Here is a 23,980-nt window from a genome sequence, read left to right as displayed (position 1 = left end):
CATACGATCACAGCTCATCAACTAAGATAATAGTTTCTTAGCTTCTTTTGTTGCGCGTTCTGTTCCGACAATTACAGTTTGTGATTGTAACATATTTATTGGGGTGTCGTCAATGGTTTGCACTTGGAGCCCAAGCGAGCAACCAATGGCCCATCCAGCCGCTAAGTCCCAAGGTTGCAGTTGTGAGATATACAGAATTTCTTGCTGATTAATCAAATGTAAAAAACTAATGCCTGCACTGCCATAAATACGTAAGCCACAACTTGTTTGTCTTATTTTTTGATAATTAGTCTGATTTAAAAAGCGATTACTAATCATCACCAAGCCTTCTTTTAGATGGCTATTAGCTAATGTTGTTAGGGGTTGACCATTCATAAAACTCCCAATTTTAGGACCACCGTAATATAATTTGTCTGCCATCACATCCGCTATAGCTCCAAATACTGGGTTACCATTAAAATAAACGCCAATCATTGATACAAATTGATCATGTAACTTAACGAAATTCATCGTTCCATCAATTGGATCTACATAAAAAATCAGTCCACGCACATCATGAACTTGATCTCCAAATCCTTCTTCACTCACAAAACGTGCTTGTGGAAATTGCTGTTTCAAGTTTTGAATGATCAACTGTTCAATATTAATATCTCTTTCAGTTACTAGATCTGTTCGGCCCGATTTTTCTTGTACTTGCTTAAAAGTACGATTACTTCTCAATTGTTTTTGAACCTGTGTCAATATATATAAAACTTGCTTTTGTATCCTCAATAAGTCAATCATATATAGAAAATCCTTTGTCATATGTCATAAAATAATAACCATTTCAACCCAATTTTATGGCAAAACAACAAAAAAATCGACGCATAACGCCGATTTTTTCAGAATTAATCAATAAAATTAAATATTGGTTGGATAACCCATTAACACATCTGCTGCTTCTTGAATTGGTTCACCTAAAGTTGGATGTGGATGAATAGTTAGAGCAACATCTTCCTCATTCAATTGGCAATTTACCAAAACACTTAATTCGGAAACCAAAGTACTTGCACTTGGTCCAACTACTTGTCCACCAAGAATCGTACCGGTCTTCTTATCAGCAACTAATTTAACAAAGCCATCAGCACTATCTAATGATACAGCGCGCGCATTACCAGCAAATGGGAACTTAGCAGTCTTAACTTCTTTGCCTTGTTCTTTAGCGTCAGCTTCAGTTAAACCAACACTAGCCATTTCAGGATCAGTAAAGCAAACTGCTGGAACACTTAAGAAATCATTGGCTGTCTTTTCACCAGAGATAGCACCTGCAGCCGTCTTACCTTCAAAGAAGGCTTTGTGTGCTAACGCAGGACCAGCTACAATATCACCAATAGCATAAATGTTTGGTACATTAGTACGACCCTGTTCATCAACTTTGACCAAACCACGATCAGTTAATTCAACACTTGTCATTTCCAAACCAAAATTATCAGTATTTGGTTTACGTCCAACAGAAACCATTACATAATCAGCCTTAATTGTTGAAGCTTTACCGTCAACTTCATAAGTGACAGCAACATCATTTTTAGAAGATTTAGCCTCTTTAGCCATGGCACTTGTAACGATATCAATACCCTTAGCTTTCAGATTCTTTTCAACAATTTTAACCATGTCGCGTTCAAAATTAGGAATAATCTTATCCGTACCTTCAAGAATAGTAACGTGTGACCCTAAATCAGCAAAGGCTCCAGCTAATTCAGTTCCAATATAGCCACCACCAACAATGACTAATTCCTTTGGAACTTCTTTAACATTTAATAAACCAGTTGAATCAAGCACACGATCGCCAAACTTAAAGCCTTTAATTTCAATTGGACGACTACCAGTGGCAATAATTAAATTCTTAAATTGAATAGTTTGACCGCCACCATTATCCATAAATTGTTTAGGTCCAGTAGACATAACCCGTAATTGATGATCATTGTCTAAGAAAGCTTCGCCTTCGACCATTTCAACTTTATGCTTTTTCAACAACATTTTAACGCCATTAGTCATACGTTTAACAACTTTATCATCTTTCCAAGCTTGAGTCTTGGAAAAATCAAGTTTTACATTACTAGTGGCAATCCCATAAGTTGAGCCATCTTGAGTTTCGTGTAAACGATGACCTGCTTGAATCAAAGATTTAGAAGGAACACAACCAACATTTAAACAAACGCCACCATAATATTCTTTTTCAATAATAGTAACTTTTTGTCCTAATTCAGCTGCCCGAATAGCTGCAACATAGCCGCCAGGTCCAGCACCGATAATGACAGTATCTTTTTGTTCTACATCAGACATACTTTGATTAACCCTCCATCAATAACATTTCTGGATCGTGTAACAAACTCTTCATCATGTTCAAAGCTTGTTGTGCCAAAGCACCATCAATCAAACGATGATCATAACTCAAGGAGAGTTTCAACATATTACCAACTTTAATAGAACCATCTTCAGCAACGTAAGGCTCTTTAGCAATCTTACCCATACCTAAAATAGCAACTTCAGGTTGGTTAATAACTGGTGTAAACCAACCACCACCAATAGAACCTACATTACTAATAGTAATTGAACCACCACTCATGGCTTTAGCACTTAACTTATTATCATAAGCTGCTTGGGTATTTTCAGTAATTTCTTTAGCAATTTCGAACATACCTTTAGAATCAGCATTCTTAATGTTTGGTACATATAAACCATGATCTGTATTAGTAGCAATTCCAATGTTGTAATAATGCTTATAGACAATTTCATTAGTTGAACTGTCAATGGAAGCATTAAATTCAGGGAATTCCTTCAAAACAGCAACTACTGCTTTAACTAAATAAGGCAAGAATGTTAACTTAATACCCTTATCAGCAGCAATTTGTTTATATTTCTTACGATTAGCCATCAAAGCTGAAACTTCAACATCGTCAAAGCTTGTAACATGTGGCGTAATCTTTTTACTTTCAGACATTGCTTTAGCAATTGTCTTCCGTGTCATACTCATCTTTTCACGAGTTTCAAGTTCAGGTTCATCAGATTGATATGGCTTAATTGGTGTAGCCTCAACTTCGGCAGTTGCAGCTGCTGGAGCAGGTTGAGCAGAACCGTTAAAGTTATCTACATCAGCTTTTGTAATTTGACCATGTTTTCCTGAAGGAGTAACTTGTGCCAAATCAACACCCTTATCACGAGCATATTGCCGAACAGATGGCATTGCTAAATAATCTTGATTTGCTTGTCCTGTTGGTGCAGCTGCTGGAGCTGGTTGTGCTACACTTTTATCATCAGCAGCAGGTTTCTCAGCAGCATCAGCTGTATCATCTTTAGAAACATCATCATCAGGTGTATCAGGTGAACCGTCATCAATAATAACTAACGGATCACCAATTTCAACTGTGTCACCTTCTTGGGCAACAATTTGTTTAACTTTACCTGCAACAGGTGAAGGTAATTCAGAAACTGATTTATCATTTTGGATTTCAACTAAAGAATCGTCTTCTTTAACGTCGTCGCCTTCTTTAACTAACCAGTTAGCGACTTCACCTTCAGCCATTCCCTCGCCTAATTCCGGAAGTGTAAATTTAAATGCCATGAATTAATCCTACCTTTCAATTCCGATTAGTAATTTAGAATTTCTTTTGCTTTAGCAACAATTGCATCTTTACGAGGAATCCAGACTTCTTCACCCAAAGCAAATGGGTAAACTGAATTAGGTGCAGCAACCCGACCAATTGGTGCATCCAAAGACATAATAGCATCTTCAGCAATCGCAGAGGCAACTTGTGCACCAACACCAGCCATTTTTTGAGCTTCTTGGATTACAACTACATGATGAGTCTTTTCAACTGATTTGAAAATGGTTGCTGTATCAATTGGAGAAACAGTCCGTAAGTCAATAACTTCTGCAGAAACGTTATCCTTAGCTAATTCTTCAGCAGCTTTTTGAGCTTCTTGAACTTGAGCACCATAAGCAACTAATGTAATGTCATTACCTTCTTGAACAACATTAGCTTGATCTAGCGGTACAGAGTACTTTTCATCAGGAATATCATCTTTCATTGAACGATATAATTTCAAGTTTTCCAAATAAAGTACGGGGTCATTATTTTCAATAGAAGAAATTAATAAGCCTTTAGCATCATATGGATTACTTGGCATTACAACTCTCAATCCAGGTACGCCGACAAAGAAGTTTTCAAAGTTATCTGAATGCATTTCAGCTGTATGTGTACCACCACCATATGGTGAACGAATAGTAATTGGGCTTGTCTTCTTACCATTAAAGTGATAACGCATCCGGGCCATTTGACCAGCAATAGAGTCAACACCTTCTAAGGTAAAGCCAGAAAATTGGATTTCTGGTAATGGCCGCCAGCCAGTTAAACCTAAACCAATTGACAGACCCAAAATACCAGATTCAGCTAATGGGGTATCAAATACTCGGTCCTCACCATATTTTTCTTGAAGACCTTGAGTAGTTCTAAATACACCACCATTTTTACCAACATCTTCGCCGAAAATCAAAGTCTTAGGATCATCTTTTAATTCAATATCTAAGGCATCTGTAATAGCTTGAATATATGATTTTTTAGTCATGTTATTTGGACTCCTTTTCTTCAAATTCAGCAATTTCAGCTTGCATTTCTGGAGTAGGAACTTCGAAAGTCCGCTTCAACATATCAGAAACTTTGTCTGGTTCGACTGCATCAGCTTCTTTTAATGCATCTTTAAATGAATCTTTATATTGTTTAGTTAATTCTTCTTCATGTTCATCAGTCCACAATCCCTTATCAGTCAAAATCTTGCGCATTCTGATTAATGGATCGCGGTCTAACCATGGTTGTTGTGCTTCTTTAGAACGATAACGACTTGGATCATCACCAGCAGAAGAGTGAGCACCATAACGGTCTGTCAAAGTTTCAATCATAACAGGACCATTACCAGCTAAAATATACTCACGAGCAGCTTTAGCAACACTATAGCAAGCCAAGATATCCATTCCGTCAACTTGAACAGCAGGAATACCAGCAGCAGCAGCCTTTAAGGTTAAAGCCTTGGCAGCAGTTTGTTTTTCTCTTGGAACAGAAATAGCATAGTTGTTGTTTTGAACGATAAACAAAGCAGGAGCTTGGAACGCACCAGCAAAGTTCATACCTTCATAGGAGTCACCCTGAGAAGTACCACCATCACCAGTATAACTAAAGGCAATTGCATCTTCGCCATTTTTCTTTAAGCCTAAAGCTACACCAGCTGTTTCTAGATAAGCCGCACCAATGATGATTTGTGGCATCAAAGCACGAGCTTCAAATTCGTTACCCTTAACATGACCACGTGACCATAAGAATCCTTCGGTTACTGTAGCACCATGTTGAATTAATTGAGGAATATCACGGTAAGCAGGCAGAAGGAAATCTTGCTTCTTCATTGCCATAACTGTTCCCATTTCAGTGGCTTCTTCACCAGCTGTCGGAGCATAAAAACCCATCCGACCTTGGCGAGAGAAATTCATCGTCTGTTCATGTAGTGCACGTTCCCAGACCATTTTTTCCATAAATTCCACTAATTGTTCATCACTAAAACTGTCAAATACAGTCTTATTAACAACCTTTGCCTTTTCATCGACAACTTGAATTGGATCAGGAAATTCTGAAAGATCTTGCTTAATTTTGGAAAAATCAACAATAGACTTATTTGCCATATTTTACCATTCCTTTCGCAACCTTCAATTTTATTTGTAAGGGTTTCCAGAAAGTATTTTAACATTTTTTAGAATTAAATCCAAGGGATAATTCCAACTAATTTTGGTAAATTTTTTTTAGTATTGGCACTCTATAAATTGAGTATGCTATTATTATTCATAATAATATTATGCTAACAAAAGAGGTTTAATTTTTTATGTATATGATGAAAGATATTACCCGTGATGGTAATCCTGTTTTAAGACAATTAGCCCAACCTGTCCAATTTCCTTTAAGTCAAAAAGATCAACAACTCGCACATGATATGATGGAATACTTAATCAACAGTCAAAATCCTGAATTTGCACAAAAGCATCATTTACGTGCTGGTGTGGGTCTAGCTGCTCCACAAGTAGGTGTTTCAGAGCAAATGGCGGCCGTTTTAGTTCCTAATGAAGATAATGACTCAGACAAAGATTATGCACTAAAGATCACTTTAATTAATCCAGTGATTATTTCCAATTCTGTCCAAAAAGCCCAATTAGCTGAAGGCGAAGGCTGCCTATCAGTTGACAAAGATATTCCGGGCTACGTGCCACGAAGTGCACGGATTACCATTCGTTACCAAGACTTTGATGGTCAAACCCAAACTATGCGTGTTAAAAATTATCCAGCAATTGTTTGCCAGCACGAGATTGATCATTTAAATGGACATTTATTTTACGACCATATTAATATGTCCGCCCCATTTGCTGCTGAAGAAAATACGATTATAATTTCTTAATTAGTCTTTTCAATGCTCTGATTTTGAAGGGAGTTGTTTATATACAAGCAACTCTAGATGTGATACCATTTATTTAACTGTTGATTTAATCAACCACTGACAACGTTTAATTATTTAATTAAGAATTAAAGGAGAATTCCATTGATCTACAAAGTTTTATATCAAGCTAATAATGTTCAAAATCCGCGTCGAGAAACTACCGAGACTCTTTACACAGAGGCTGAATCTGCCATTGATGTTCGCTCTGCAATTGAAGAACAAACTGATTACAATATTGAGTCAATTGAAGAATTAACTGGCAATTATTTGGAGTACGAACAAAAAAGTCCTAATTTTCAATTGACTAAACTCTCGGAGCTTTAGTATATGAATTTGAATATTAAGCAAAATGAAGTTGCAGTTTTTGCCATTGGTGGTCTCGGCGAAATTGGTAAAAATATGTACGTTATTCAGTATCAAGATGAGATTGTTGTCGTAGATGCTGGTATTAAATTTCCTGAAGATGAACTTTTAGGAATTGATTATGTTATCTCTGATTATCAATATTTAATTGACAATCGTGCAAAAATCAAGGGTTTATTTATTACTCATGGTCATGAAGATCATATTGGTGGTATTCCTTACTTTTTACAAAAAGTTCCAAATGTTCCTATTTATGCGGGTCCGCTCGCTACGGCTTTAATTAAGGGGAAGCTAGAAGAACATGGCTTACTAAATTCTACTGAAATGCATGTTCTTCAAGAAGATGATGTTGTTTCCTTTGATAAATTGAGTGTCGAATTTTTTAGAACCACGCACTCAATTCCAGACACGTTAGGCATTGCTGTTCATACACCGCAAGGAACTATTGTCCAAACGGGAGATTACAAATTTGATTTGACACCCGTAGGTAACCAACCAGCTCCTAATTTACAAAAAATGGCTAAGTTAGGATCTGAAGGTGTTTTACTACTACTATCTGATAGTACTAATGCGGAAATTCCTACTTTTTCTAAATCTGAACGCTTTGTAGGTAATACGATTCACCAAATTGTTGAACGCATTGATGGTCGAATTATTTTCGCCACTTTTGCTTCCAACCTGTATCGAGTTTCTCAAGCAGTCGATGCTGCCATGAAAAATGGACGGAAAGTCGCAGTTTTTGGACGCAGTATGGAACAAGCCATCGTTAATGGACGAGAGTTAGGTTATTTAGATATCCCGGATAGTGAATTATTAGACTCCGCAGAAATTAGTAAATTACCGGCTAATAAAGTCATGTTATTATGCACAGGCTCTCAAGGTGAACCCATGGCTGCTTTGAGTCGAATTGCAAATGGCACTCATCGCCAAATTTCGATTCAGCCTAATGACACAGTGATCTTTTCGTCCAATCCCATTCCGGGTAATACGATTAGTGTAAACCATTTAATCAACGAATTAGAAGAAGCTGGCGCCAATGTTATTCATGGCAAAGTTAATAACATTCACGCTTCTGGTCACGGTGGTCAAGAAGAACAAAAATTAATGTTGCGCTTAATCAAGCCGAAATATTTTATGCCCATTCATGGTGAATACCGCATGCTCAAGATTCACACCGAATTAGCACAATTATGTGACGTCCCCAAAGAAAATACTTTTATTTTTGAAAATGGTGATGTCTTGGCGTTAACCAAAGACTCAGCACGTAAAGCTGATCATGTTCCTGCTGGCGACGTTTATATTGATGGAAATGGAATTGGTAATATTAGTAATAAAATTATCCAAGACCGTCAAATATTGTCCGAGGAAGGTTTGGTAATTGTGGTAGCTACTATTGATTATCAAAAAGGGCTCGTTTTATCAGGACCCGACATTCTCTCGCGCGGATTTGTTTATATGCGCGAATCTGGTACTTTAATCAATCAAGCACAAAAGCATGTTTTCCACACAATTAAAACTCACTTAGATAACAAACAAAATCTTTCCGAAGCAACTTTAAAGCAGGATATTATTGATAATTTACAAGAATTTTTGTATCGTCGAACCGAAAGACATCCAGTCATTTTACCGATGATTGTTTCCGTCGAAGTTTAAAAAAATTCAAAAATCATAAAAAAGCTGAGAAGTTTTTTCTTCTCAGCTTTTTGTCTGCTAAAATAAGACTATCACTTATTAAACTAGAAAGGGAGTTGCTTATGGACAACAGCCGTGTAAACTTTTTTATAGTGGTTAATCTACACGCTGCTAGCAATCACGCTAAATATTGTCTAAAAAGATCGACCAAATACTTAAACCAATTGCGTCAAAGCTATCAAGTATTCACCACACCACCACAAGGAGCACAGACATTAGTTAAAAATTTAATCAATCGGCGCTTACAATCACAACAAAAAATTATTATTATTGGTGGTGATGGAACTTTAAATCAAGCCATTAATGGTGTCAAGCAGTCTAATAGGCCCAACACACCACTCGCCTATTTACCTGCTGGTTCAGGTAATGATTTTGCGCGCGCGTTGAATTACAAACCGCATCATGAAAAACAAATTTTACAAAATCTTTGTCACCAGCCCACCAGCAAAGCATTAAATTTAGGTCAGGTTACTTATCACCAGCAAAAACTATTCTTTATTAATAACTTTGGCATTGGTTTTGATGCCAATATTATTCAACTGACCTTAACTTCACCTTGGAAAAAACGATTTAATCAGCTCCACTTAAGTAAATTAATCTATGTTTCCCAAATTTTCAAGGCTTTCAAGCGTCCTACTTTTTCGGTTAAATTAACATTTAACAATCAATCTATCACTTTAAACAATATTTTTTTGTGCGTGTTAGCTAATCAACCTTATTTTGGCGGCGGTGTTCCCTTAATCCCCCCTGCAAATCTGCAAGAAAAAAAATTAAGTTTAGCCACGGCTCAGGCGCATTCCTGGAAAGCGCTCTTTAAACTAGTTAAACAAGTTTTTCTAACAGGGGATCACTTACAAAACCCAGCTGTGCACCACTTTATTCTTCAAAAAGCACACCTGCAAATAAATTCTCAGCAATTCATCCAAGTGGATGGTGAATTAGTCAAAGAGCATATCTTAGACTTAGACATCAATTGTGCTGAACAAAACTTTTGGTTATAATCATTTCGTGTTACTTAATTTTTTAAAAAATCTGTCGGTTTTAATCCATTTAGCCCAATTAATGGGTCAATTTGTTGTTCTAAAATCATTTTTAAAGTTAACGTTTGTGTTTTTGGATCAGTAACTTCTGACGTAGTAGTTACTGGTTTTTTTAATGCAAAAACTTCCTGCAAACGCGCTGCTAAACAAGTTTGCCGTTGACTGGACTGATCAGCAATGGCTTGCCGATAAGCACTTTGATTGCCCAGCAGAATTAACTTGGACTTAGCCCGTGTAACTGCTGTGTATAATAAGTTTCTTTTCAACATGCGCGATTGCTGTTGTACTAAAACCACAATGACCAAATCAAATTCACTACCTTGAGCTTTATGAATTGAGGTACAATACGCCAAAGTAATATTATTAAGATCAGCCCGTGCATAAGAAATTTCACGACCATCAAAATTTAAATGAATTAAATCGCCCTGTTTTTTGTTGGGATTATCTTTGGCTAAAGTAATTCCTGTTACCAATCCTGTTTCGCCATTAAAAACATTTTTTTCAACATTATTAACTAATTGAACTACCTTATCGCCAATCCGGTATTCAATTTTGCCAAAGTGAATAACTTTACTGTCTGGCGTTAACGGATTCAATGTTTCTTGCATCACCTGATTTAAATGATCGATTCCCGCTGCTCCGCGATACATAGGTGCTAAAATCTGAATATTACTCAAATCAAAGCCTTTTTGCTGACTCCTTAAAACGATTTGCTGTAAAACATGCGCCACCTGATACGCGTCACAATTAATAAAACTGCGATCGGCAAAATTTTGAAATAATTGTTCAGTAACTTGTCCTTGATTAATTTGATGTGCTAATTCAATAATCGTTGAATCTTGATTTTGGCGATAAATTTTGGTTAAACAAACTGTTGCAAAAACTTGACTAGCAATTAAATCCGAAAACACTTGTCCTGGTCCAACCGACGGTAATTGATCACGATCACCAACTAAGACCACTTGCATTCCCGCGGGCACCGCTTGAATTAGTAAATCAAATAACTCCGTATCTACCATCGAAACTTCATCAATAATTAGCAATTGACCTTGAATTTCATTCACTGTAATTTCTGTCGGATCTTCTTGACCAGTCAAACCTAGTAAACGATGGATCGTTCCAGCTGGCAAACCCGTATTTTGCATCAGATGTTTGGCTGCGCGACCAGTCGGCGCCGCTAACACAATGGGAAAAGGCTTGTCTTGATAATCATCAGGATCTAACGAACAATGATGAACTTGAGCAAAAGCATTGACTAAGCCATTAATAATCGTAGTTTTTCCAGTACCGGGGCCCCCCGTTAATAAGACAACAGCATTCGTTAGTCCTTGATATATTGCTTGTTTTTGATTGTCATCATAACTAATATGCAACTGTTGTTCAATTTGCTGTAACACTGCCGCTAATTTTTTAGCAGACAAATTCTCCGGGACAAACTGTGACTGTAATAACTTTAATTGCTGAGCAATCGACCATTCTTGTTCGTATAAAGATTTTAAAAAGTACCGCTCTGGCGCTTCAACACAAATACGCCCTTGCTGAATTAAAGCTTTCAAAGCCGTTATGATGGACGATTGTGTAACTGGAGTCAAATTAGCAATATTAATTAATTGTAACGTCCCATTAATTAACTCTGTTTGTAAACAATAAGTATTGCCCGTCGTATTAACATTTGTTTGCAGCGTTTGAATGACCGCCGCTTGAATACGTTTCGGATCATCAGCTGCCAGACCAAAAGTCCGTGCTAACTGATCAGCGCGACGAAAACCAACGCCTTTAATATCATCAATTAACCGGTACGGATTTTGATGCAAAATATCCAAGGTTTCCTCTTGATAACGATGATAAATTTTAAATGATAATTTATTACCAAACCCCAGCTGATTTAATTGTAAAATAATTTCTTCCGTTTGATAAGATTCCTGCAAAACATCAAGCAAGAGCTTTTTTTTAGCCGCACTTAACGGCAACTGTTGTACTACTTCTGGATTATTAATAATGACTTGAATAGCTTGATCACCTAGTAAATCAACAATTTTTTCAGCTGTTTTTTTACCAATCCCTGGAAATTGTTCACCAGAAAAATATTCAATTAATGCTTTCGAACCATTAGGTGTTTCCTTTTGATAGCGTTCACACTTTAACTGTTGCCCATATTTAGGATGGGTTACTAATTGTCCAAAGAAGCGATAATTTTGCTCCGCTGTCAATTCTGCAAAGGTACCTGTTACAACAATTTCACTGTCGGACCAAGCAAAAGAAGTTTCTTGAACTTTGATGAGCATAATTTTAAAAAAGTCTTCAGGTTTTTCAAAAAAAACCGCTTGAACAGCGCCAACTACATAGTCTTCACTCATTTATCTTGATCATCTTTCTGCTGTGCTTGTACGTAACGTTCAATCTCCGCTAATTGCTGCTGATGCTGCTTTACATAGGCAGGATCTAATTGTTGTGCTTGTTGAAAATGTTGTGAAAAATGACGATCACCATTGACCATTTCACACAACGCCAATTTAAAATAACTCTCCGCTTGTGGCTTCAATTGTAATGCTTGTTGATAATAAGTTTGCGCCTGTTGAAATTGTTGTAATTGTATTAATAAGTCCCCCACCAACAAAAAATTAGCAACCACCTGCTTATTGTGATCTAACGCTGTTAAAGCATAGACTAAAGCCTGCTGTAATTGATTATTCTTTTGTGCTGTTTGAGCTAATAAATAATACGCATCACTTAACAAATCAGGTTGCTTAATTGTCATTAATAAAGCTTTGGCGCGGTCTAATTTGCCCGCTTGGTAATAAATCACAGCCAAATTATAATCAATTTCTTGGGCATTGGGAAATAATTGTTTAGCTTTTAATAACAGCTCTTCTGCTTCAGCTAAATCACCACCCGCTACTAAATAACTTGCTAACTGTAAGAACCAAGTTAAATGTGTCCAGTCAGTTTGCAATGCTTTAGCTAACAATTCAACTGCTGCTTGCTTGTGACCTGCTTGAAATAATTTAGCTGCTTGTTGATTCATTTCGTCAACTCCATTTTTAAATAGTATCTGTCTGATCTAAGTTACGATGTAAATAACTCGTATCATTCCACTTAATTAAATCAAAGGTTTGTCCATAATCTTGCGTTGCTAAAGTGGTTAAACCGGTATTAGACATGCCGCCTTCTTTGCGCATATCTTTTAATGATACGCCTAACAAAGCTTTAATCATTGCTACTAAGGCCGCCCCATGACTGACTAACAAATAAGTTTGATCACCTTGAACATCTTGTTGGGCTAAATCTTTAATAAATTGATCAGCTCGGGCAATAACTTGCGTAAAAGTCTCACCGTTGATTAGGCGCGGATCATATTGACTGGGATCGTTGCGAAAAGCCCAAATTAATTGCGGATATTTTTGTTCTGCTGAACTAAATTTTTGTCCTTCTAACAGACCCAAATCAAACTCTTTCAAAGCCGCCGTCGTTGTCACCGGAATACTCCCACCCAAATCTTGAGCCAAAGTAGTGGCTGTTATGTATGCTCTTTTAATCGGACTTGAATAAATATGATCAATCTTTTGGTCGGATAAGTGTTGTGCTAATAAACTGATATCGCGATAACTTGATTCTAGTAAAGGTGAATCACCCTTTGCTCCTTGATAACGCCCCTCAGAATTCCATTGTGTCTTACCATGTCTCACAAAATAAAATTTAGTCATAATCTCAAACTCCCTAATCCCAAATTACCTTACTAATGCTTAATATTATCGTTGATTCAACTAAATTATTCAAGTTCAAATGATTTTCATGGTAAATAAAAAGAGATTGGAACCATCAGATTAACGATCGTTGTTCATCAGCGCAACGAACAATTAGTCTGACAAAAGTCCTTCATTAACATTTCACGGCATTAAATTTTGAAAGTCTCAGTCCAGACTTTCAAATTTAAACCGCTTCGCTAATGGCCAGACACTTTGGTTCCAATCTCAATTAAATTCTAAATTTTAGCAAGTAAATCTGAACTTAAACATACTGCAATTGTTGTTGCTTACTATAAGCCCGATTAATCGTCGCACCACCTAAGCATTCTGCTCCGTCATAAAAAACTACTTCTTGACCAGGAGTAATGGCCCGCACAGGTTGTGCAAAATCAACTGTTAGACCCGTCGCTGTTTTGGTGACCACGACATCAGTATCAGCCTGACGATAACGGAACTTAGCACTACAATGCAATGGTTGTGTTAGATCTACTGGTCGAATAAAAGATGCATCGGTTGCCTCTAAACTATCCGCATACAATAAAGGATTATCATAACCTTGATCTACATACAAAATATTCTGCTGTAAATCTTTGCCCACAACAAACCACGGCTCATTAGACTGACCATTACCGCCCAAACCTAAACCTGAGCGCTGACCAATTGTATAATACATCAGGCCAGAATGTGTCCCAACTTCTTGACCATCAGGAGTCAACATACGGCCACTTTGAGCTGGTAAAAACTCACTTAAAAATTGCTTAAAATTACGCTCACCAATAAAGCAAACACCAGTAGAATCTTTCTTTTTAGCAGTTGCTAAGCCAGCTTCTTCGGCAATTTGCCGAACTTGCGATTTTTGTAAATGACCAATCGGGAATAAGGCATTTTGTAATTGATCCTGAGCCACTGTACTTAAAAAATAAGTCTGATCTTTATTAGGATCAGCTCCCCGCAACATATGAATTAATCCGGATTCATCACGTTGTAATTGAGCATAGTGCCCCATTGCAATGTAATCAGCATCCAACTGCAGCGCATAATCCAAAAATGCTTTAAATTTAATTTCTTTATTACACATTACATCAGGATTTGGTGTCCGACCGAGTTTATATTCAGCCAAAAAATATTCAAAAACCCGATCCCAATATTCTTTTTCAAAGTTCACAGAATAATACGGAATCCCAATTTGATTAGCTACCTTAGCCACGTCTTCATAATCTTCGGTCGCTGTACAAACTCCGGAATCATCACTTTCATCCCAGTTTTTCATAAACACTCCGACGACATCATAACCTTGTTGCTTTAACAATAAAGCTGAGACGGAAGAATCAACTCCACCACTCATACCTACAACTACACGCTTTTTTGCCAATCAATTCACCTTTTCTAACTATTATTTACTTTTTGTATAATCTGTCGTTGAAGCAAATTATCTAACGCATAATGATACTGCTCCAGCAATTCTTCATTATCTTTCAATTTAAAAATATTAATTTTTTGCAAACCACTACTATCCGTCACTGCCAGATTCAAAGTTTTTAAATCCCGTTTAATTTTAACTTTTAACACATAAGCAGCCTGGTATGGCGACAGCGCACTCAGTGGTTGTTCCCATGAAAAATTTCCTTGGCTTGATTTAGTAAAGCCAATATCTTGCAGAGCATACACTTTAATCTGAGGATGAACTTGATACTGATCTGAATCACCAGTTACTTGAGCTAACATTGGCATTTAACCACCTCCTAAATTTTTTCACGAACAATTTGAATTAAATTATCAGTAAGTTTGAGTATATCACTTTTAGTTGTAAAAGTGTCAAAACTAATCCTAATCGATTCATTAACACGGTCACTAGTTGGGCCAAACATTGCAGTTAACACATGCGACGGTTCCAAACTCCCCGCCGTACAAGCAGAGCCACCCGAAATAACGACCCCTGCTAGGTCCAATTTAATTTGTAAAACCGAAGTTGCCCAGCCTTTCAACCATAAATTCAAAATATTGGGCGCACTTGCCGTTATTTTGGGGCCGTTAACTGCAAAATCAACCTTGTGTGCTGTTAATTGATCAATGATTAACTGTTTATAGCCCGTAAAACGCTCTCGATCCTGCTGAATTTGTTGACTATCGTGAAATTGCACAGCAGTTTGTAAACCAGCAATCGCAGGAATATTTTCCGTACCAGCCCGCTTTTTGTTTTCTTGATCACCACCATGAATCAAAGACGGTAAATTGACACCAGTTCGTTCATACAGAAAGCCCAACATTTTAGGTCCATTCAATTTATGAGCCGAAGTAGTTAATAAATCGACATTTAATTGCTGTACATCCAAAGTTTGATGGCCGTAAGCTTGTACCGCATCTGTATGAAACAAAGCTTGGTGTGATTTGAGAATTTGACCAATTTCTGCAATTGGGTTTTGTGTCCCCACTTCATTATTAACGGTCATAATAGACACCAAAATCGTGTCAGGGCGTAAGGCTTGCCGAAAATCAGTTAAACTAATCCGGCCAAATTCGTCGACTGGTAAATAAGTAACTTCAAAACCTTTTTGCTCTAAATAAGCCATAGATTTTAAAACGGCTTCATGCTCAATTGCTGTCGTAATAATATGCTTACCCAACTGTTGCTGGCTCAACGCAGCCATAATAATCGCAGTATTGTCACCTTCGGAACCACCACTATTAAACGTAATTTCACTCGGTTGCGCATTAATACTTTGAGCAATTACCGTTCGGGTATCATCCAAAACTGCTCGTGCTTGGCGGCCGTAAAAATTAGGTGTAGAGGCATTACCAAAATTATTAGCTAATTGTTGTTCCATAGTAGTCACAACTGCCGGCGCCAACCGCGTCGTCGCGGCGTTATCTAAATAAACATGCTCCATGATTATTATTACCTTCTTAATTATGATCCATAAAGTTTAATAACATCTGTACTGAACGTTGACCCGCATCTTGGACAAATTCATCAAAGGAAACATTGGCTTGATCATCACCAACATCACTCATTGCTCGAATGATGACAAATGGAATTTTAAATTGTGTAGCCACTTGTCCGACGGCTGCACCTTCCATTTCTACAGTTAAAGCATCCGGAAAATCTTGTAAAATTTGATCCTTTTGCTGCTGACTACCAATAAATTGATCACCTGAAACAATCAAGCCCACACGGCTAGTTTGCCCAACCATTTGTCCGGCGTCCACTACTTGCTGAACCAATTTAGAATCAGCTTGGAAATAAAGCGGTTGTTGTGGCAGCTGTCCCTTCGGATAATCAGAGGCCGTTACATCCACATCATGATAAGCAACCTGCTTAGAAACCACAACATCACCCACACTTAAGCCTGAACCAATTCCGCCAGCTGAACCAGTATTAATTAGCACATCTGGTTGGTAATTATTACATAAGATGGTCGTAACCATCCCCGCTTGTACTTTGCCAATACCACTTTGTGCCACCACTACTTGGTGTTTTTGGTAACAGCCAACTATTAACTCGATTCCGGCAATTTTTTCCACCGTTTTATTAGACAAAGAATTAGTTAAAACACCCATTTCTTCAGCCATTGCTACAATAACACCAATTTTCATACTTCATTCCTCCTATTAAGTTAAACAAAAAATAAAATTAAATAAACTAACACAATTAACAAGCCAACTATTATAATGCACCGATTCAACCATTGTTTTAACCGACTAGACTTAGCTTGCGGATCAAAGCGGCTCCAAGTTGGAACGGTCTCAGATGTTGTATCTTGTTGATCTAAATCTGTAGTTTCTTTCATCTCAATTAAGCTCCCATTAATTGTTGCCAAAACATGATGGCTAATATCGTTTTAGCATCACAAATTAACCCTTGTTGAATTTGATTTTGGGCTTGAGTTAACGTCAATAATTCAATTGATAAAAATTCATCCGGATCTAGCGGTCGCTTGTGCGCTACTGGTTGGACCGCTGGCGCATAATATAAAGTTATATATTCGTCACTAAAGCCCGGCGTAGAATAAAAACCCGTCAAAAATTGTAACTTTGAACAAGTATAGCCAGTTTCCTCGTTCAATTCTCGTAAAGCTTCACTTTTGAGATCAACACAATCAGGTTCCACTTTACCGGCTGGAATTTCTAAAGTCAATTGTCGGAGTGGTTCCCGCCATTGCTTCACCAATAAAATTTGTTGATCAATCACCGTTAAAATCCCAACAGCTCCGTGATGATGAACAATTTCTCGCGTCGCTTGTTTCTGATTAGGTAACAGCACGGTCTCTACAGCGACATCAATCACCCGTCCTGAAAAAATTTGCTTAGTACTTAATTTCTTTTCCGTGAAGTCCAATTTAGCCCTCCGTTTAAAATAATGCGTTAATCCCTATTAATTCGAATTTTCTTGCTATAATCAGCGTTAGAGAATGGGGGGTCTAGTTTGTCTAACTTTTATACTTATCATTACCTAACGCAACAACCTAGCCACGTCAACAATATTATCTTATTGATTAATGTTATTTTACTGACTATTGTCATCATATCATTATTACTTTTTTTGAGTCATCGCGATGATGGCAAGTACCGTGAATTGACTATTATCACGATTTTAGCTCTGCTACTAACATTAACTATCCAATATGATAATTGGCAACAAAACCGCAACTCTGCCAATGGTAATAGTCAAGTTGCCAGCTTGATCAAACAAGTTAGTCTCAATCAACATATTCCAGTTAAGCACATTTATTCTAATTCAACAATTCTAACTAACGGTATGTTAATCAAAATTAATTCTAAAATTATGAAAGTCAATTTAAATAATGACAATTCCAGTTTTGAATTAGTTCGCGTTCACTTAACTAATCCGAAAATTCACATTATTAACCACTAGGAGGTAACAAATGACTTTTTATTGGCAAACTTTTATTAAACTCATTATGGGATTTTTTGCCATGATTATTCAAATTAATCTATTAGGTAAATCCAATTTAGCTCCTAGTAACGTGATTGATCAAATGCAAAATTTTGTCTTAGGCGGAATTATTGGTGGCGTTTTATATAACTCTGAAATTACGTTATTACAATTTTTCATTGTTTTGCTAATCTGGACCTTGGTGGTCTTTACGATGAAATTTTTAACCAATCATAATCACTTAATTAAACATTTTGTAGACGGCGAACCCACAATTATTATTTCGAATGGCAAAATTTTATCTGAAAGAACTGCCAAAGCGGGGCTATCCGCGCATGACTTAGCTTTCAAGTTACGTCAAGCTGGTATCAATGATTTGAACGATATTGATAAAGCCGTTTGGGAACAAAATGGTCAAATTAGTTTTACCGTTAAAAAAGATCTCAAGTATCAATTTCCGGTCATTATGGATGGACAACTTGATCAACTCGGTTTGGAATACACTAATCACACTGAACAATGGGTCACCGACCAGTTAAACCAACAAGGCTATCAAATTTCCGACATTTATATCGCCATGGTGGACCACGAAGGACTGCGCATCTTTCCTTACGGTATTCAACATTAAGTTCTGCTAAACATAACTTTTGATTAATTGTTTATTTTTTTGAAAATTAGTCAAATAACATTACCATTATACTGTAAGATTTTCTTTTTAGTTAGTAATTAACTCACCATGCTGACTGATCATCTCTAAAAATGCTCTATAGCAGCTAAAACTGCCATAGAGCATTTTTATTTGTATTTAATCTGTGACTGACGGTTGCACGTGGACATTAACCGCTTGTGGACCTTTAAATCCTTGCGCCCTTTCAAAATAAACTTTTTGGCCTGCGGTTAAGGTTTTAAACCCCGTACCACTGATAGCTGTAAAATATACAAATACCCTTTGCTGCGTTTTCGCAGTAATAATCTCGCCAATCCCCTTTTTATCATCAAACCAATCTACTGTTCCGGTAATCATTTTTCCAATCCTTCTACTACAGCTTCTGGATAATCTTGACGGACAATTTGTGCACAACGGGCACATAACATTGCTAACTGTTTGTCTTGACCAACATCTTCCTTAGTCATGCGACACCGTTCACAAACTTGACCACTAGCAGGAGTAACTTTAACCTGCACATCATCATATTCATCAGCTTGAGTTAACGGTTGGTCAGAAATATTAAATTGCGAAACAATCAATAATTGTCCAACATTAACCTTTAATTTGGTCAAAAGTTGTCTTAAATGATCATTAGGATAGATAGTTACTGCGGCTTCCATCGATTTACCAATCAATTTTTGATCACGTAAATTTTCTAATGACTTCAAAACATCGGTGCGAAAGTCCATAAATTCTTGCCAATCAGTCAAAATCTGTTCAGCATTGTCATAGTTTTCAACCGTGGGCATCTGTGTTAATTGGGCATAATCTTCAGGTTCTTTTAATTGTAGCCAAACTTGTTCCATTGTGTGTGGCAAAATAGGTGTCAATAATTTAGTTAACTTAACTGTCGCTTCGTAAATAACCGTCTGCATCTGTCGCCGGGCTAACGAATTCTTGGATTCAATATAAACCACATCTTTAGCAAAATCTAAATAAAATGCAGACATATCATTAATCAAAAATTCATTAACTTGTTTAATAATATCGACAAAATCATAATGATCATAGTTGGCCAAAACCTTAGCAACTAAGCGATCTAATTTAACAAGAATATATTGATCAACTGAACTTAACTTAGCATATTCCACTGTATCTACTTGAGGGTCAAAATCACTGGTATTGGCCAACATAAAACGTAGTGTATTGCGAATCTTCCGGTACGCATCTGACGTTTGTTTAAAGGCATCCATAGAAACAGGAACATCTGAACTGGTATCAACTGAAGCTACCCACAAGCGAATGATTTCCGCACCGAACTGCCGTTCAACATCACTAGGAACAATGACATTGCCCAATGACTTACTCATCTTACGTCCCTTAGCGTCTAAGGTGAAGCCTTGCGATAAAATCTTTTTATATGGTGCTTGACCCGTAACTGCCACCGAAGTAATTAAACTAGAATTAAACCAACCCCGATATTGATCAGAACCTTCCAAATACAAGTCTGATGGAAAATGTAGGTCCGGGCGTGTTTTCAAAACTGCTTGATTACTGGACCCAGAATCAAACCAAACATCCATAATATCTGTTTCTTTAGTAAATTGGCCATTCGGACTCCCCGGGTAACTAAAACCTTCTGGTAACAATTCTTTGGCAGATCTTTCAAACCAAACATTGGAACCATATTGTTCAAACAATTGCGCTACATGTTCAATTGTTTCGGGAGTCATGATTGCATCACCATTTTCAGCATAGAAAATTGGTAAAGGTACGCCCCAGATCCGCTGTCTAGAAATGACCCAATCACCACGATCTTTAATCATATTATAAAGTCTAGTTTTACCCCAACTTGGTTGAAAATCTAGTTGATCAATTTGATCTAAAATCTCATCCCGCATCTTGTCAATGGAAGCAAACCATTGCGGCGTAGACCGGAAAATCACTGGCTTTTTGGTTCGCCAATCATGCGGATAACTATGCGTAAAGAAGTCTAATTTAACTAATGTCTGCTTTTCTTGCAACAGTTTTGTGACCATCTTATTAGCATCGTCATAAAAGACACCTTCAAAACCTGGTGCTTCATCAGTTAAGCGTCCTTGACCATCCACTGGTGATAATACGTCTAAATGGTATTTCATTCCGACATTAAAGTCATCGCCACCAAGACCAGGAGCCGTATGCACTAAACCAGTTCCTTCATCTAAGGTAACATGATCACCCAAAATTAAGACTGAATCACGATCATAAAAAGGATGACTGGCCACTAAATATTCAAACTCGGAACCTTTATATTCACGAATTACTTGCCATTGATCCCACTCTAAAGTTTGTGCCAAGTATTCAATTCGGTCACTAGCTACCACATATTTTTTGCCTGTTGGTAATTTAATTAATGAGTATTCAAACCGTGGGTTAACGGCAATCGCCTCATTAGCTGGTAACGTCCAAGGTGTTGTGGTCCAAACTAAAAATTCCGCATCATCATCTACTACACCCTTACCATCTTTGACCGGAAAAGCCACATACAAAGACGGGGATTTAATATCATGATATTCCACTTCAGCTTCCGCTAAAGTTGACTCAGAAGATGGAGACCAGTAAACCGGCTTTTTACCACGATAAATCAGTCCGCGCTCCACCATTTTACCAAAAACCCGTACTTCTTCAGCTTCATACTTAGGTTGCAATGTAATATATGGATTATCCCAATCACCACTGACGCCTAAACGCTTAAAATCCGTACGTTGTTTTTCTATTTCTTTCATTGCAAAATCATAGCATAATTGGCGATATTGGGCCGAGGTCATTTCTTTACGATTGACACCTTGCTTTGTCAACTGTTGTTCAATTGGTAAGCCGTGTGTATCCCATCCAGGAACATAAGGTGCCCGAAAACCAGCCATTGATTTGTAACGCACAATAAAATCCTTAGTAATTTTATTCATGGCGTGGCCCATATGAATATTACCGTTGGCAAACGGTGGTCCATCATGTAACACAAAAGTTGGACAATCGGCATTTAACTTTTGCCGACGTTGGTAAATTTGATTTTCTTCCCAATCTGCTTGCCACTGGGGCTCCATTTTGGGTAAATTACCACGCATTGGAAAATCGGTTTTACCTAAATTTAGGGTTTCTTTAATTTTCATCGTTTAAAAACCTCCTTAAATAAAAAAATTCGTCCCTCAATTAGGACGAATCACTCGCTATACCACCCAAAAAGTAAGTATATAAATTACAGATGTGTAAAACAAAAGCTGATAAAGTAAACTTCGAGCGCTTGATTTGGCTTACACTATCCCAAATTCGCTGACAAGATCAGAAGTTACTTGAATCTTTTGTAATATTTATTATTGATTATCAACATTATTATTTGCTTTGTCAACTACTTTTGTCGAATCTTTCTTTGGAACCAAATCATCATAGTCGTCATTTTTAATCTCTGCCGCTACTTGATCCAATTTGTTTAAGTAATTCTGTACAGTTGTATGAATATTATCAACTAACGTTTGATTATCATCCGCAGTTAACAATCCTTGCCAAGACTGCGAACTTAATAAATGCTGTTGCTCATCTACAACTTGTTGTAAAGCTTGGTAACTTTCAGCCATTTGCTTTTGCAAAGTCTGCGTTTGTGTGACTAAATTTTGCGCCTGAGTCTGGGCGTCTTGAATAATTTGGCGGCTTTGTTGAATTGCTTGATCAACCATATTTTCAGTGTTAGTTCGCGCTTGGGCAATTACTGTTTGAGCTTGTTCATCAGCTTGTTTTTTAACCTGATCAGCAGCATTTTGGGCAATAATAATGGACTCATTAACTGTATTTTGTAAATCATTAAAATAAGCAATTTGAGCCTTGGAATCCTTGAGATCATACTCTAAACGATGATTGGTCTTAAGTTCCTCACTATAATCTTGGATAATCTGTTCCAGAAAATGATCAACCTCATTTTTATCATAACCACGCAACTGTGTTTTAAATTCCTGAGTTTGAATATCATGGGGAGTTAAAGTCATACTAAAGAGCCTCCTTGGTTTTAATTAACTTAATGCTGATAAAGCTGAACGTACAATTGCCAATAATCCTTATTTTGTCCCAGTAAATCAACAATACTCAATTGTCCCTTACCACGCACACTAATTGTATCACCAATTGTCAAAAGATAGTCACTGCGTTTTTCATGCTGCCAATTAATGGATACTAAACCACGCTGCACTAATTCTTTTGCCTTCTGACGACTCAGTTTAAAACCCGTACTGAGAATTTGATCTAAGCGCATGGAATGGACATTCAGAGTTAACATTGTATAGTCATTTTTAATTAATAATAGCTGTTGCCAAGATATTGGCTGCAACCTAACCGTATTTTTACCGATTTGGTGTACCTCATTGACTAATAAGTCAGTAAGATTTGTCTCAGAAACAAATTGCCAATTAGTCCCATCAGTAATGATATCGCCAAAATTGTTCCGGTCTAACCCCAGATTAAGCAGCTTACCTAAAATTTGGTGGTGCTGTAAATCAATAAATTTATGATTAAAATTAATTTGAAATAATTGTAACTGTAAATCCGTGGACTGAAAAGGAATATAAGGCGGTACTACCAGTAATCTTCTCCGTTGGGCTCTTTGAAAACCACCGGACCAATATGGAGTTAATTCTGTAAATTGCGTCAATAATTGATTTGCCAAGCGCTGCTCATAAGGATTCAAAAACGGACTCAATTGTGATTGATAGGTTGTCATGGCCGTTTGCATGAGCGATTGTAATTTAAATAAAATTGCCTTATTCTGCGAATTAAAATCCATTAAAACAACCGTACTATTAATTGCTTAACTAAACCAATGACTAAAAAAGCCCAAATTGGTGAAAAACTAAGGCCAAAGATCGGTGGAATAATCCGATCAAAAATACCTAAAAAAGGCTCCACTAATTTTCTCAGCCATAAGCCTAATTTTGATTGGGCAGCTCCGGGCAACCAAGTTAACAAAGCCCAAATCACAATCAACCATTCATAAAGATCTAACAAATTTACTAAAACAACTGGCAGACCAGACATTAAATTGGCCACGTTAACTTAACCT

General features: G+C 37.1%; 25 protein-coding genes. 6 read left to right on the top strand and 19 right to left on the bottom strand.

Translation table 11 applies throughout. The annotated features are described in order from the left end of the window. Positions 1–21: 21 nt before the first annotated feature. The 5 genes from AC3B5S_RS07565 to AC3B5S_RS07545 form a co-directional block, all read right to left on the bottom strand. Entirely contained in the window at positions 22–783 is a 762-nt protein-coding gene (locus AC3B5S_RS07565; RefSeq protein ID WP_489790304.1) for an inositol monophosphatase family protein, read from the bottom strand. Positions 784–900: 117 nt separating this feature from the next. Next, the gene (gene lpdA, locus AC3B5S_RS07560) at positions 901–2,322 is read right to left on the bottom strand and encodes a dihydrolipoyl dehydrogenase (protein WP_489790303.1); all 1,422 of its coding nucleotides are present in this window, start codon (positions 2,320–2,322) and stop codon (positions 901–903) included. A 7-nt stretch (positions 2,323–2,329) separates the two neighbouring features. Further along, positions 2,330–3,601, bottom strand: a complete 1,272-nt coding sequence (locus AC3B5S_RS07555; RefSeq protein WP_489790302.1) for a 2-oxo acid dehydrogenase subunit E2 — start codon at positions 3,599–3,601, stop codon at positions 2,330–2,332. Positions 3,602–3,627: 26 nt separating this feature from the next. Further along, on the bottom strand, positions 3,628–4,605 hold the full coding sequence (locus AC3B5S_RS07550; RefSeq protein WP_489757847.1) for an alpha-ketoacid dehydrogenase subunit beta: 978 nt from the start codon (positions 4,603–4,605) through the stop codon (positions 3,628–3,630). A 1-nt stretch (position 4,606) separates the two neighbouring features. After that, a complete protein-coding gene (locus AC3B5S_RS07545) occupies positions 4,607–5,707 on the bottom strand; it encodes a thiamine pyrophosphate-dependent enzyme (RefSeq protein ID WP_489757846.1) in 1,101 nt (366 codons plus the stop codon). Between the two features lie 197 nt (positions 5,708–5,904). Here AC3B5S_RS07545 and def point away from each other — a divergent pair, with 197 nt between their 5' ends. From def to AC3B5S_RS07525, 4 genes are all read left to right on the top strand, one after another. Further along, positions 5,905–6,471, top strand: a complete 567-nt coding sequence (gene def / locus AC3B5S_RS07540; protein WP_489757845.1) for a peptide deformylase — start codon at positions 5,905–5,907, stop codon at positions 6,469–6,471. Between the two features lie 141 nt (positions 6,472–6,612). Then, positions 6,613–6,834, top strand: coding sequence for a DNA-directed RNA polymerase subunit epsilon (locus tag AC3B5S_RS07535; protein WP_489757844.1), 222 nt, complete (start codon positions 6,613–6,615; stop codon positions 6,832–6,834). Positions 6,835–6,837: 3 nt separating this feature from the next. Beyond that, complete coding sequence (rnjA, locus tag AC3B5S_RS07530; RefSeq protein WP_489790301.1) at positions 6,838–8,526, top strand: ribonuclease J1; 1,689 nt, start codon at positions 6,838–6,840, stop codon at positions 8,524–8,526. A gap of 101 nt (positions 8,527–8,627) precedes the next feature. After that, on the top strand, positions 8,628–9,566 hold the full coding sequence (locus AC3B5S_RS07525) for a diacylglycerol/lipid kinase family protein (RefSeq protein WP_489757842.1): 939 nt from the start codon (positions 8,628–8,630) through the stop codon (positions 9,564–9,566). Between the two features lie 14 nt (positions 9,567–9,580). Here the strand turns inward: AC3B5S_RS07525 and recD2 are convergent, their stop codons facing one another. The 9 genes from recD2 to AC3B5S_RS07480 all read right to left on the bottom strand — a co-directional run bounded on the left by recD2 (position 9,581) and on the right by AC3B5S_RS07480 (position 17,687). After that, the gene (gene recD2 / locus AC3B5S_RS07520) at positions 9,581–11,962 is read right to left on the bottom strand and encodes an SF1B family DNA helicase RecD2 (protein ID WP_489790300.1); all 2,382 of its coding nucleotides are present in this window, start codon (positions 11,960–11,962) and stop codon (positions 9,581–9,583) included. Continuing rightward, positions 11,959–12,630, bottom strand: coding sequence for a tetratricopeptide repeat protein (locus tag AC3B5S_RS07515; protein WP_489790299.1), 672 nt, complete (start codon positions 12,628–12,630; stop codon positions 11,959–11,961). The genes recD2 and AC3B5S_RS07515 overlap by 4 nt, the downstream gene beginning before the upstream one ends. A 16-nt stretch (positions 12,631–12,646) precedes the next feature. Continuing rightward, positions 12,647–13,309, bottom strand: coding sequence for a histidine phosphatase family protein (locus AC3B5S_RS07510; protein WP_489757839.1), 663 nt, complete (start codon positions 13,307–13,309; stop codon positions 12,647–12,649). A 304-nt stretch (positions 13,310–13,613) separates the two neighbouring features. Continuing rightward, positions 13,614–14,723: a tRNA 2-thiouridine(34) synthase MnmA gene (gene mnmA, locus AC3B5S_RS07505; RefSeq protein ID WP_489757838.1), complete on the bottom strand. Its 1,110-nt coding sequence runs from the start codon at positions 14,721–14,723 to the stop codon at positions 13,614–13,616. Between the two features lie 14 nt (positions 14,724–14,737). Then, positions 14,738–15,082 (bottom strand): cysteine desulfurase, encoded by a 345-nt coding sequence (locus AC3B5S_RS07500; RefSeq protein ID WP_489757837.1) that lies wholly within the window; start codon positions 15,080–15,082, stop codon positions 14,738–14,740. An 11-nt stretch (positions 15,083–15,093) separates the two neighbouring features. After that, a complete protein-coding gene (locus AC3B5S_RS07495; RefSeq protein ID WP_489790298.1) occupies positions 15,094–16,239 on the bottom strand; it encodes a cysteine desulfurase family protein in 1,146 nt (381 codons plus the stop codon). Between the two features lie 16 nt (positions 16,240–16,255). Next, positions 16,256–16,945: a 5'-methylthioadenosine/adenosylhomocysteine nucleosidase gene (locus tag AC3B5S_RS07490; protein WP_489757835.1), complete on the bottom strand. Its 690-nt coding sequence runs from the start codon at positions 16,943–16,945 to the stop codon at positions 16,256–16,258. 20 nt (positions 16,946–16,965) lie between these two features. Then, positions 16,966–17,139 carry a hypothetical protein gene (locus AC3B5S_RS07485; protein WP_489757834.1) on the bottom strand — a complete coding sequence of 58 codons (174 nt, stop codon included), beginning with the start codon at positions 17,137–17,139 and terminating at the stop codon, positions 16,966–16,968. Positions 17,140–17,144: 5 nt separating this feature from the next. After that, entirely contained in the window at positions 17,145–17,687 is a 543-nt protein-coding gene (locus tag AC3B5S_RS07480; RefSeq protein ID WP_489769705.1) for an NUDIX hydrolase, read from the bottom strand. An 87-nt stretch (positions 17,688–17,774) separates the two neighbouring features. On the opposite strand from AC3B5S_RS07480, the gene AC3B5S_RS07475 reads away from it, so the two are divergent. Beyond that, on the top strand, positions 17,775–18,224 hold the full coding sequence (locus tag AC3B5S_RS07475; protein WP_489757832.1) for a DUF3290 family protein: 450 nt from the start codon (positions 17,775–17,777) through the stop codon (positions 18,222–18,224). A 10-nt stretch (positions 18,225–18,234) separates the two neighbouring features. Further along, positions 18,235–18,873 (top strand): DUF421 domain-containing protein, encoded by a 639-nt coding sequence (locus AC3B5S_RS07470; protein ID WP_489757831.1) that lies wholly within the window; start codon positions 18,235–18,237, stop codon positions 18,871–18,873. Between the two features lie 177 nt (positions 18,874–19,050). On the opposite strand, the gene AC3B5S_RS07465 is transcribed toward AC3B5S_RS07470, so the two are convergent. The 5 genes from AC3B5S_RS07465 to AC3B5S_RS07445 all read right to left on the bottom strand — a co-directional run bounded on the left by AC3B5S_RS07465 (position 19,051) and on the right by AC3B5S_RS07445 (position 23,967). Next, the gene (locus AC3B5S_RS07465) at positions 19,051–19,269 is read right to left on the bottom strand and encodes a cold-shock protein (RefSeq protein WP_489790297.1); all 219 of its coding nucleotides are present in this window, start codon (positions 19,267–19,269) and stop codon (positions 19,051–19,053) included. Next, positions 19,266–22,046, bottom strand: coding sequence for an isoleucine--tRNA ligase (gene ileS / locus AC3B5S_RS07460; protein ID WP_489757829.1), 2,781 nt, complete (start codon positions 22,044–22,046; stop codon positions 19,266–19,268). Before ileS ends, AC3B5S_RS07465 begins: the two co-directional genes overlap by 4 nt. 201 nt (positions 22,047–22,247) lie before the next feature. Continuing rightward, entirely contained in the window at positions 22,248–22,913 is a 666-nt protein-coding gene (locus tag AC3B5S_RS07455; protein ID WP_489757828.1) for a DivIVA domain-containing protein, read from the bottom strand. A gap of 29 nt (positions 22,914–22,942) precedes the next feature. Beyond that, on the bottom strand, positions 22,943–23,704 hold the full coding sequence (locus tag AC3B5S_RS07450) for a YlmH family RNA-binding protein (RefSeq protein WP_489769704.1): 762 nt from the start codon (positions 23,702–23,704) through the stop codon (positions 22,943–22,945). After that, on the bottom strand, positions 23,704–23,967 hold the full coding sequence (locus AC3B5S_RS07445; protein ID WP_489757826.1) for a YggT family protein: 264 nt from the start codon (positions 23,965–23,967) through the stop codon (positions 23,704–23,706). The genes AC3B5S_RS07450 and AC3B5S_RS07445 overlap by 1 nt, the downstream gene beginning before the upstream one ends. Between the last annotated feature and the right edge of the window lie 13 nt (positions 23,968–23,980).

Source organism: Bombilactobacillus sp. ESL1094 (assembly GCF_058107425.1).
This window is presented reverse-complemented; position numbering and strand designations above follow the sequence as displayed.

Coding starts and splice junctions, on each gene's coding strand:
- AC3B5S_RS07500 (WP_489757837.1), bottom strand. CDS start 15,082: ATGCCAATGTTAGCTCAAGTAACTGGTGATTCAGATCAGTATCAAGTT.
- AC3B5S_RS07485 (WP_489757834.1), bottom strand. CDS start 17,139: ATGAAAGAAACTACAGATTTAGATCAACAAGATACAACATCTGAGACC.
- AC3B5S_RS07515 (WP_489790299.1), bottom strand. CDS start 12,630: ATGAATCAACAAGCAGCTAAATTATTTCAAGCAGGTCACAAGCAAGCA.
- def (WP_489757845.1), top strand. CDS start 5,905: ATGTATATGATGAAAGATATTACCCGTGATGGTAATCCTGTTTTAAGA.
- AC3B5S_RS07525 (WP_489757842.1), top strand. CDS start 8,628: ATGGACAACAGCCGTGTAAACTTTTTTATAGTGGTTAATCTACACGCT.
- AC3B5S_RS07470 (WP_489757831.1), top strand. CDS start 18,235: ATGACTTTTTATTGGCAAACTTTTATTAAACTCATTATGGGATTTTTT.
- AC3B5S_RS07565 (WP_489790304.1), bottom strand. CDS start 783: ATGATTGACTTATTGAGGATACAAAAGCAAGTTTTATATATATTGACA.
- ileS (WP_489757829.1), bottom strand. CDS start 22,046: ATGAAAATTAAAGAAACCCTAAATTTAGGTAAAACCGATTTTCCAATG.
- AC3B5S_RS07465 (WP_489790297.1), bottom strand. CDS start 19,269: ATGATTACCGGAACAGTAGATTGGTTTGATGATAAAAAGGGGATTGGC.
- AC3B5S_RS07545 (WP_489757846.1), bottom strand. CDS start 5,707: ATGGCAAATAAGTCTATTGTTGATTTTTCCAAAATTAAGCAAGATCTT.
- AC3B5S_RS07450 (WP_489769704.1), bottom strand. CDS start 23,704: ATGGATTTTAATTCGCAGAATAAGGCAATTTTATTTAAATTACAATCG.
- AC3B5S_RS07555 (WP_489790302.1), bottom strand. CDS start 3,601: ATGGCATTTAAATTTACACTTCCGGAATTAGGCGAGGGAATGGCTGAA.
- AC3B5S_RS07550 (WP_489757847.1), bottom strand. CDS start 4,605: ATGACTAAAAAATCATATATTCAAGCTATTACAGATGCCTTAGATATT.
- AC3B5S_RS07495 (WP_489790298.1), bottom strand. CDS start 16,239: ATGGAGCATGTTTATTTAGATAACGCCGCGACGACGCGGTTGGCGCCG.
- lpdA (WP_489790303.1), bottom strand. CDS start 2,322: ATGTCTGATGTAGAACAAAAAGATACTGTCATTATCGGTGCTGGACCT.
- AC3B5S_RS07510 (WP_489757839.1), bottom strand. CDS start 13,309: ATGACTAAATTTTATTTTGTGAGACATGGTAAGACACAATGGAATTCT.
- AC3B5S_RS07490 (WP_489757835.1), bottom strand. CDS start 16,945: ATGAAAATTGGTGTTATTGTAGCAATGGCTGAAGAAATGGGTGTTTTA.
- recD2 (WP_489790300.1), bottom strand. CDS start 11,962: ATGAGTGAAGACTATGTAGTTGGCGCTGTTCAAGCGGTTTTTTTTGAA.
- rnjA (WP_489790301.1), top strand. CDS start 6,838: ATGAATTTGAATATTAAGCAAAATGAAGTTGCAGTTTTTGCCATTGGT.
- AC3B5S_RS07455 (WP_489757828.1), bottom strand. CDS start 22,913: ATGACTTTAACTCCCCATGATATTCAAACTCAGGAATTTAAAACACAG.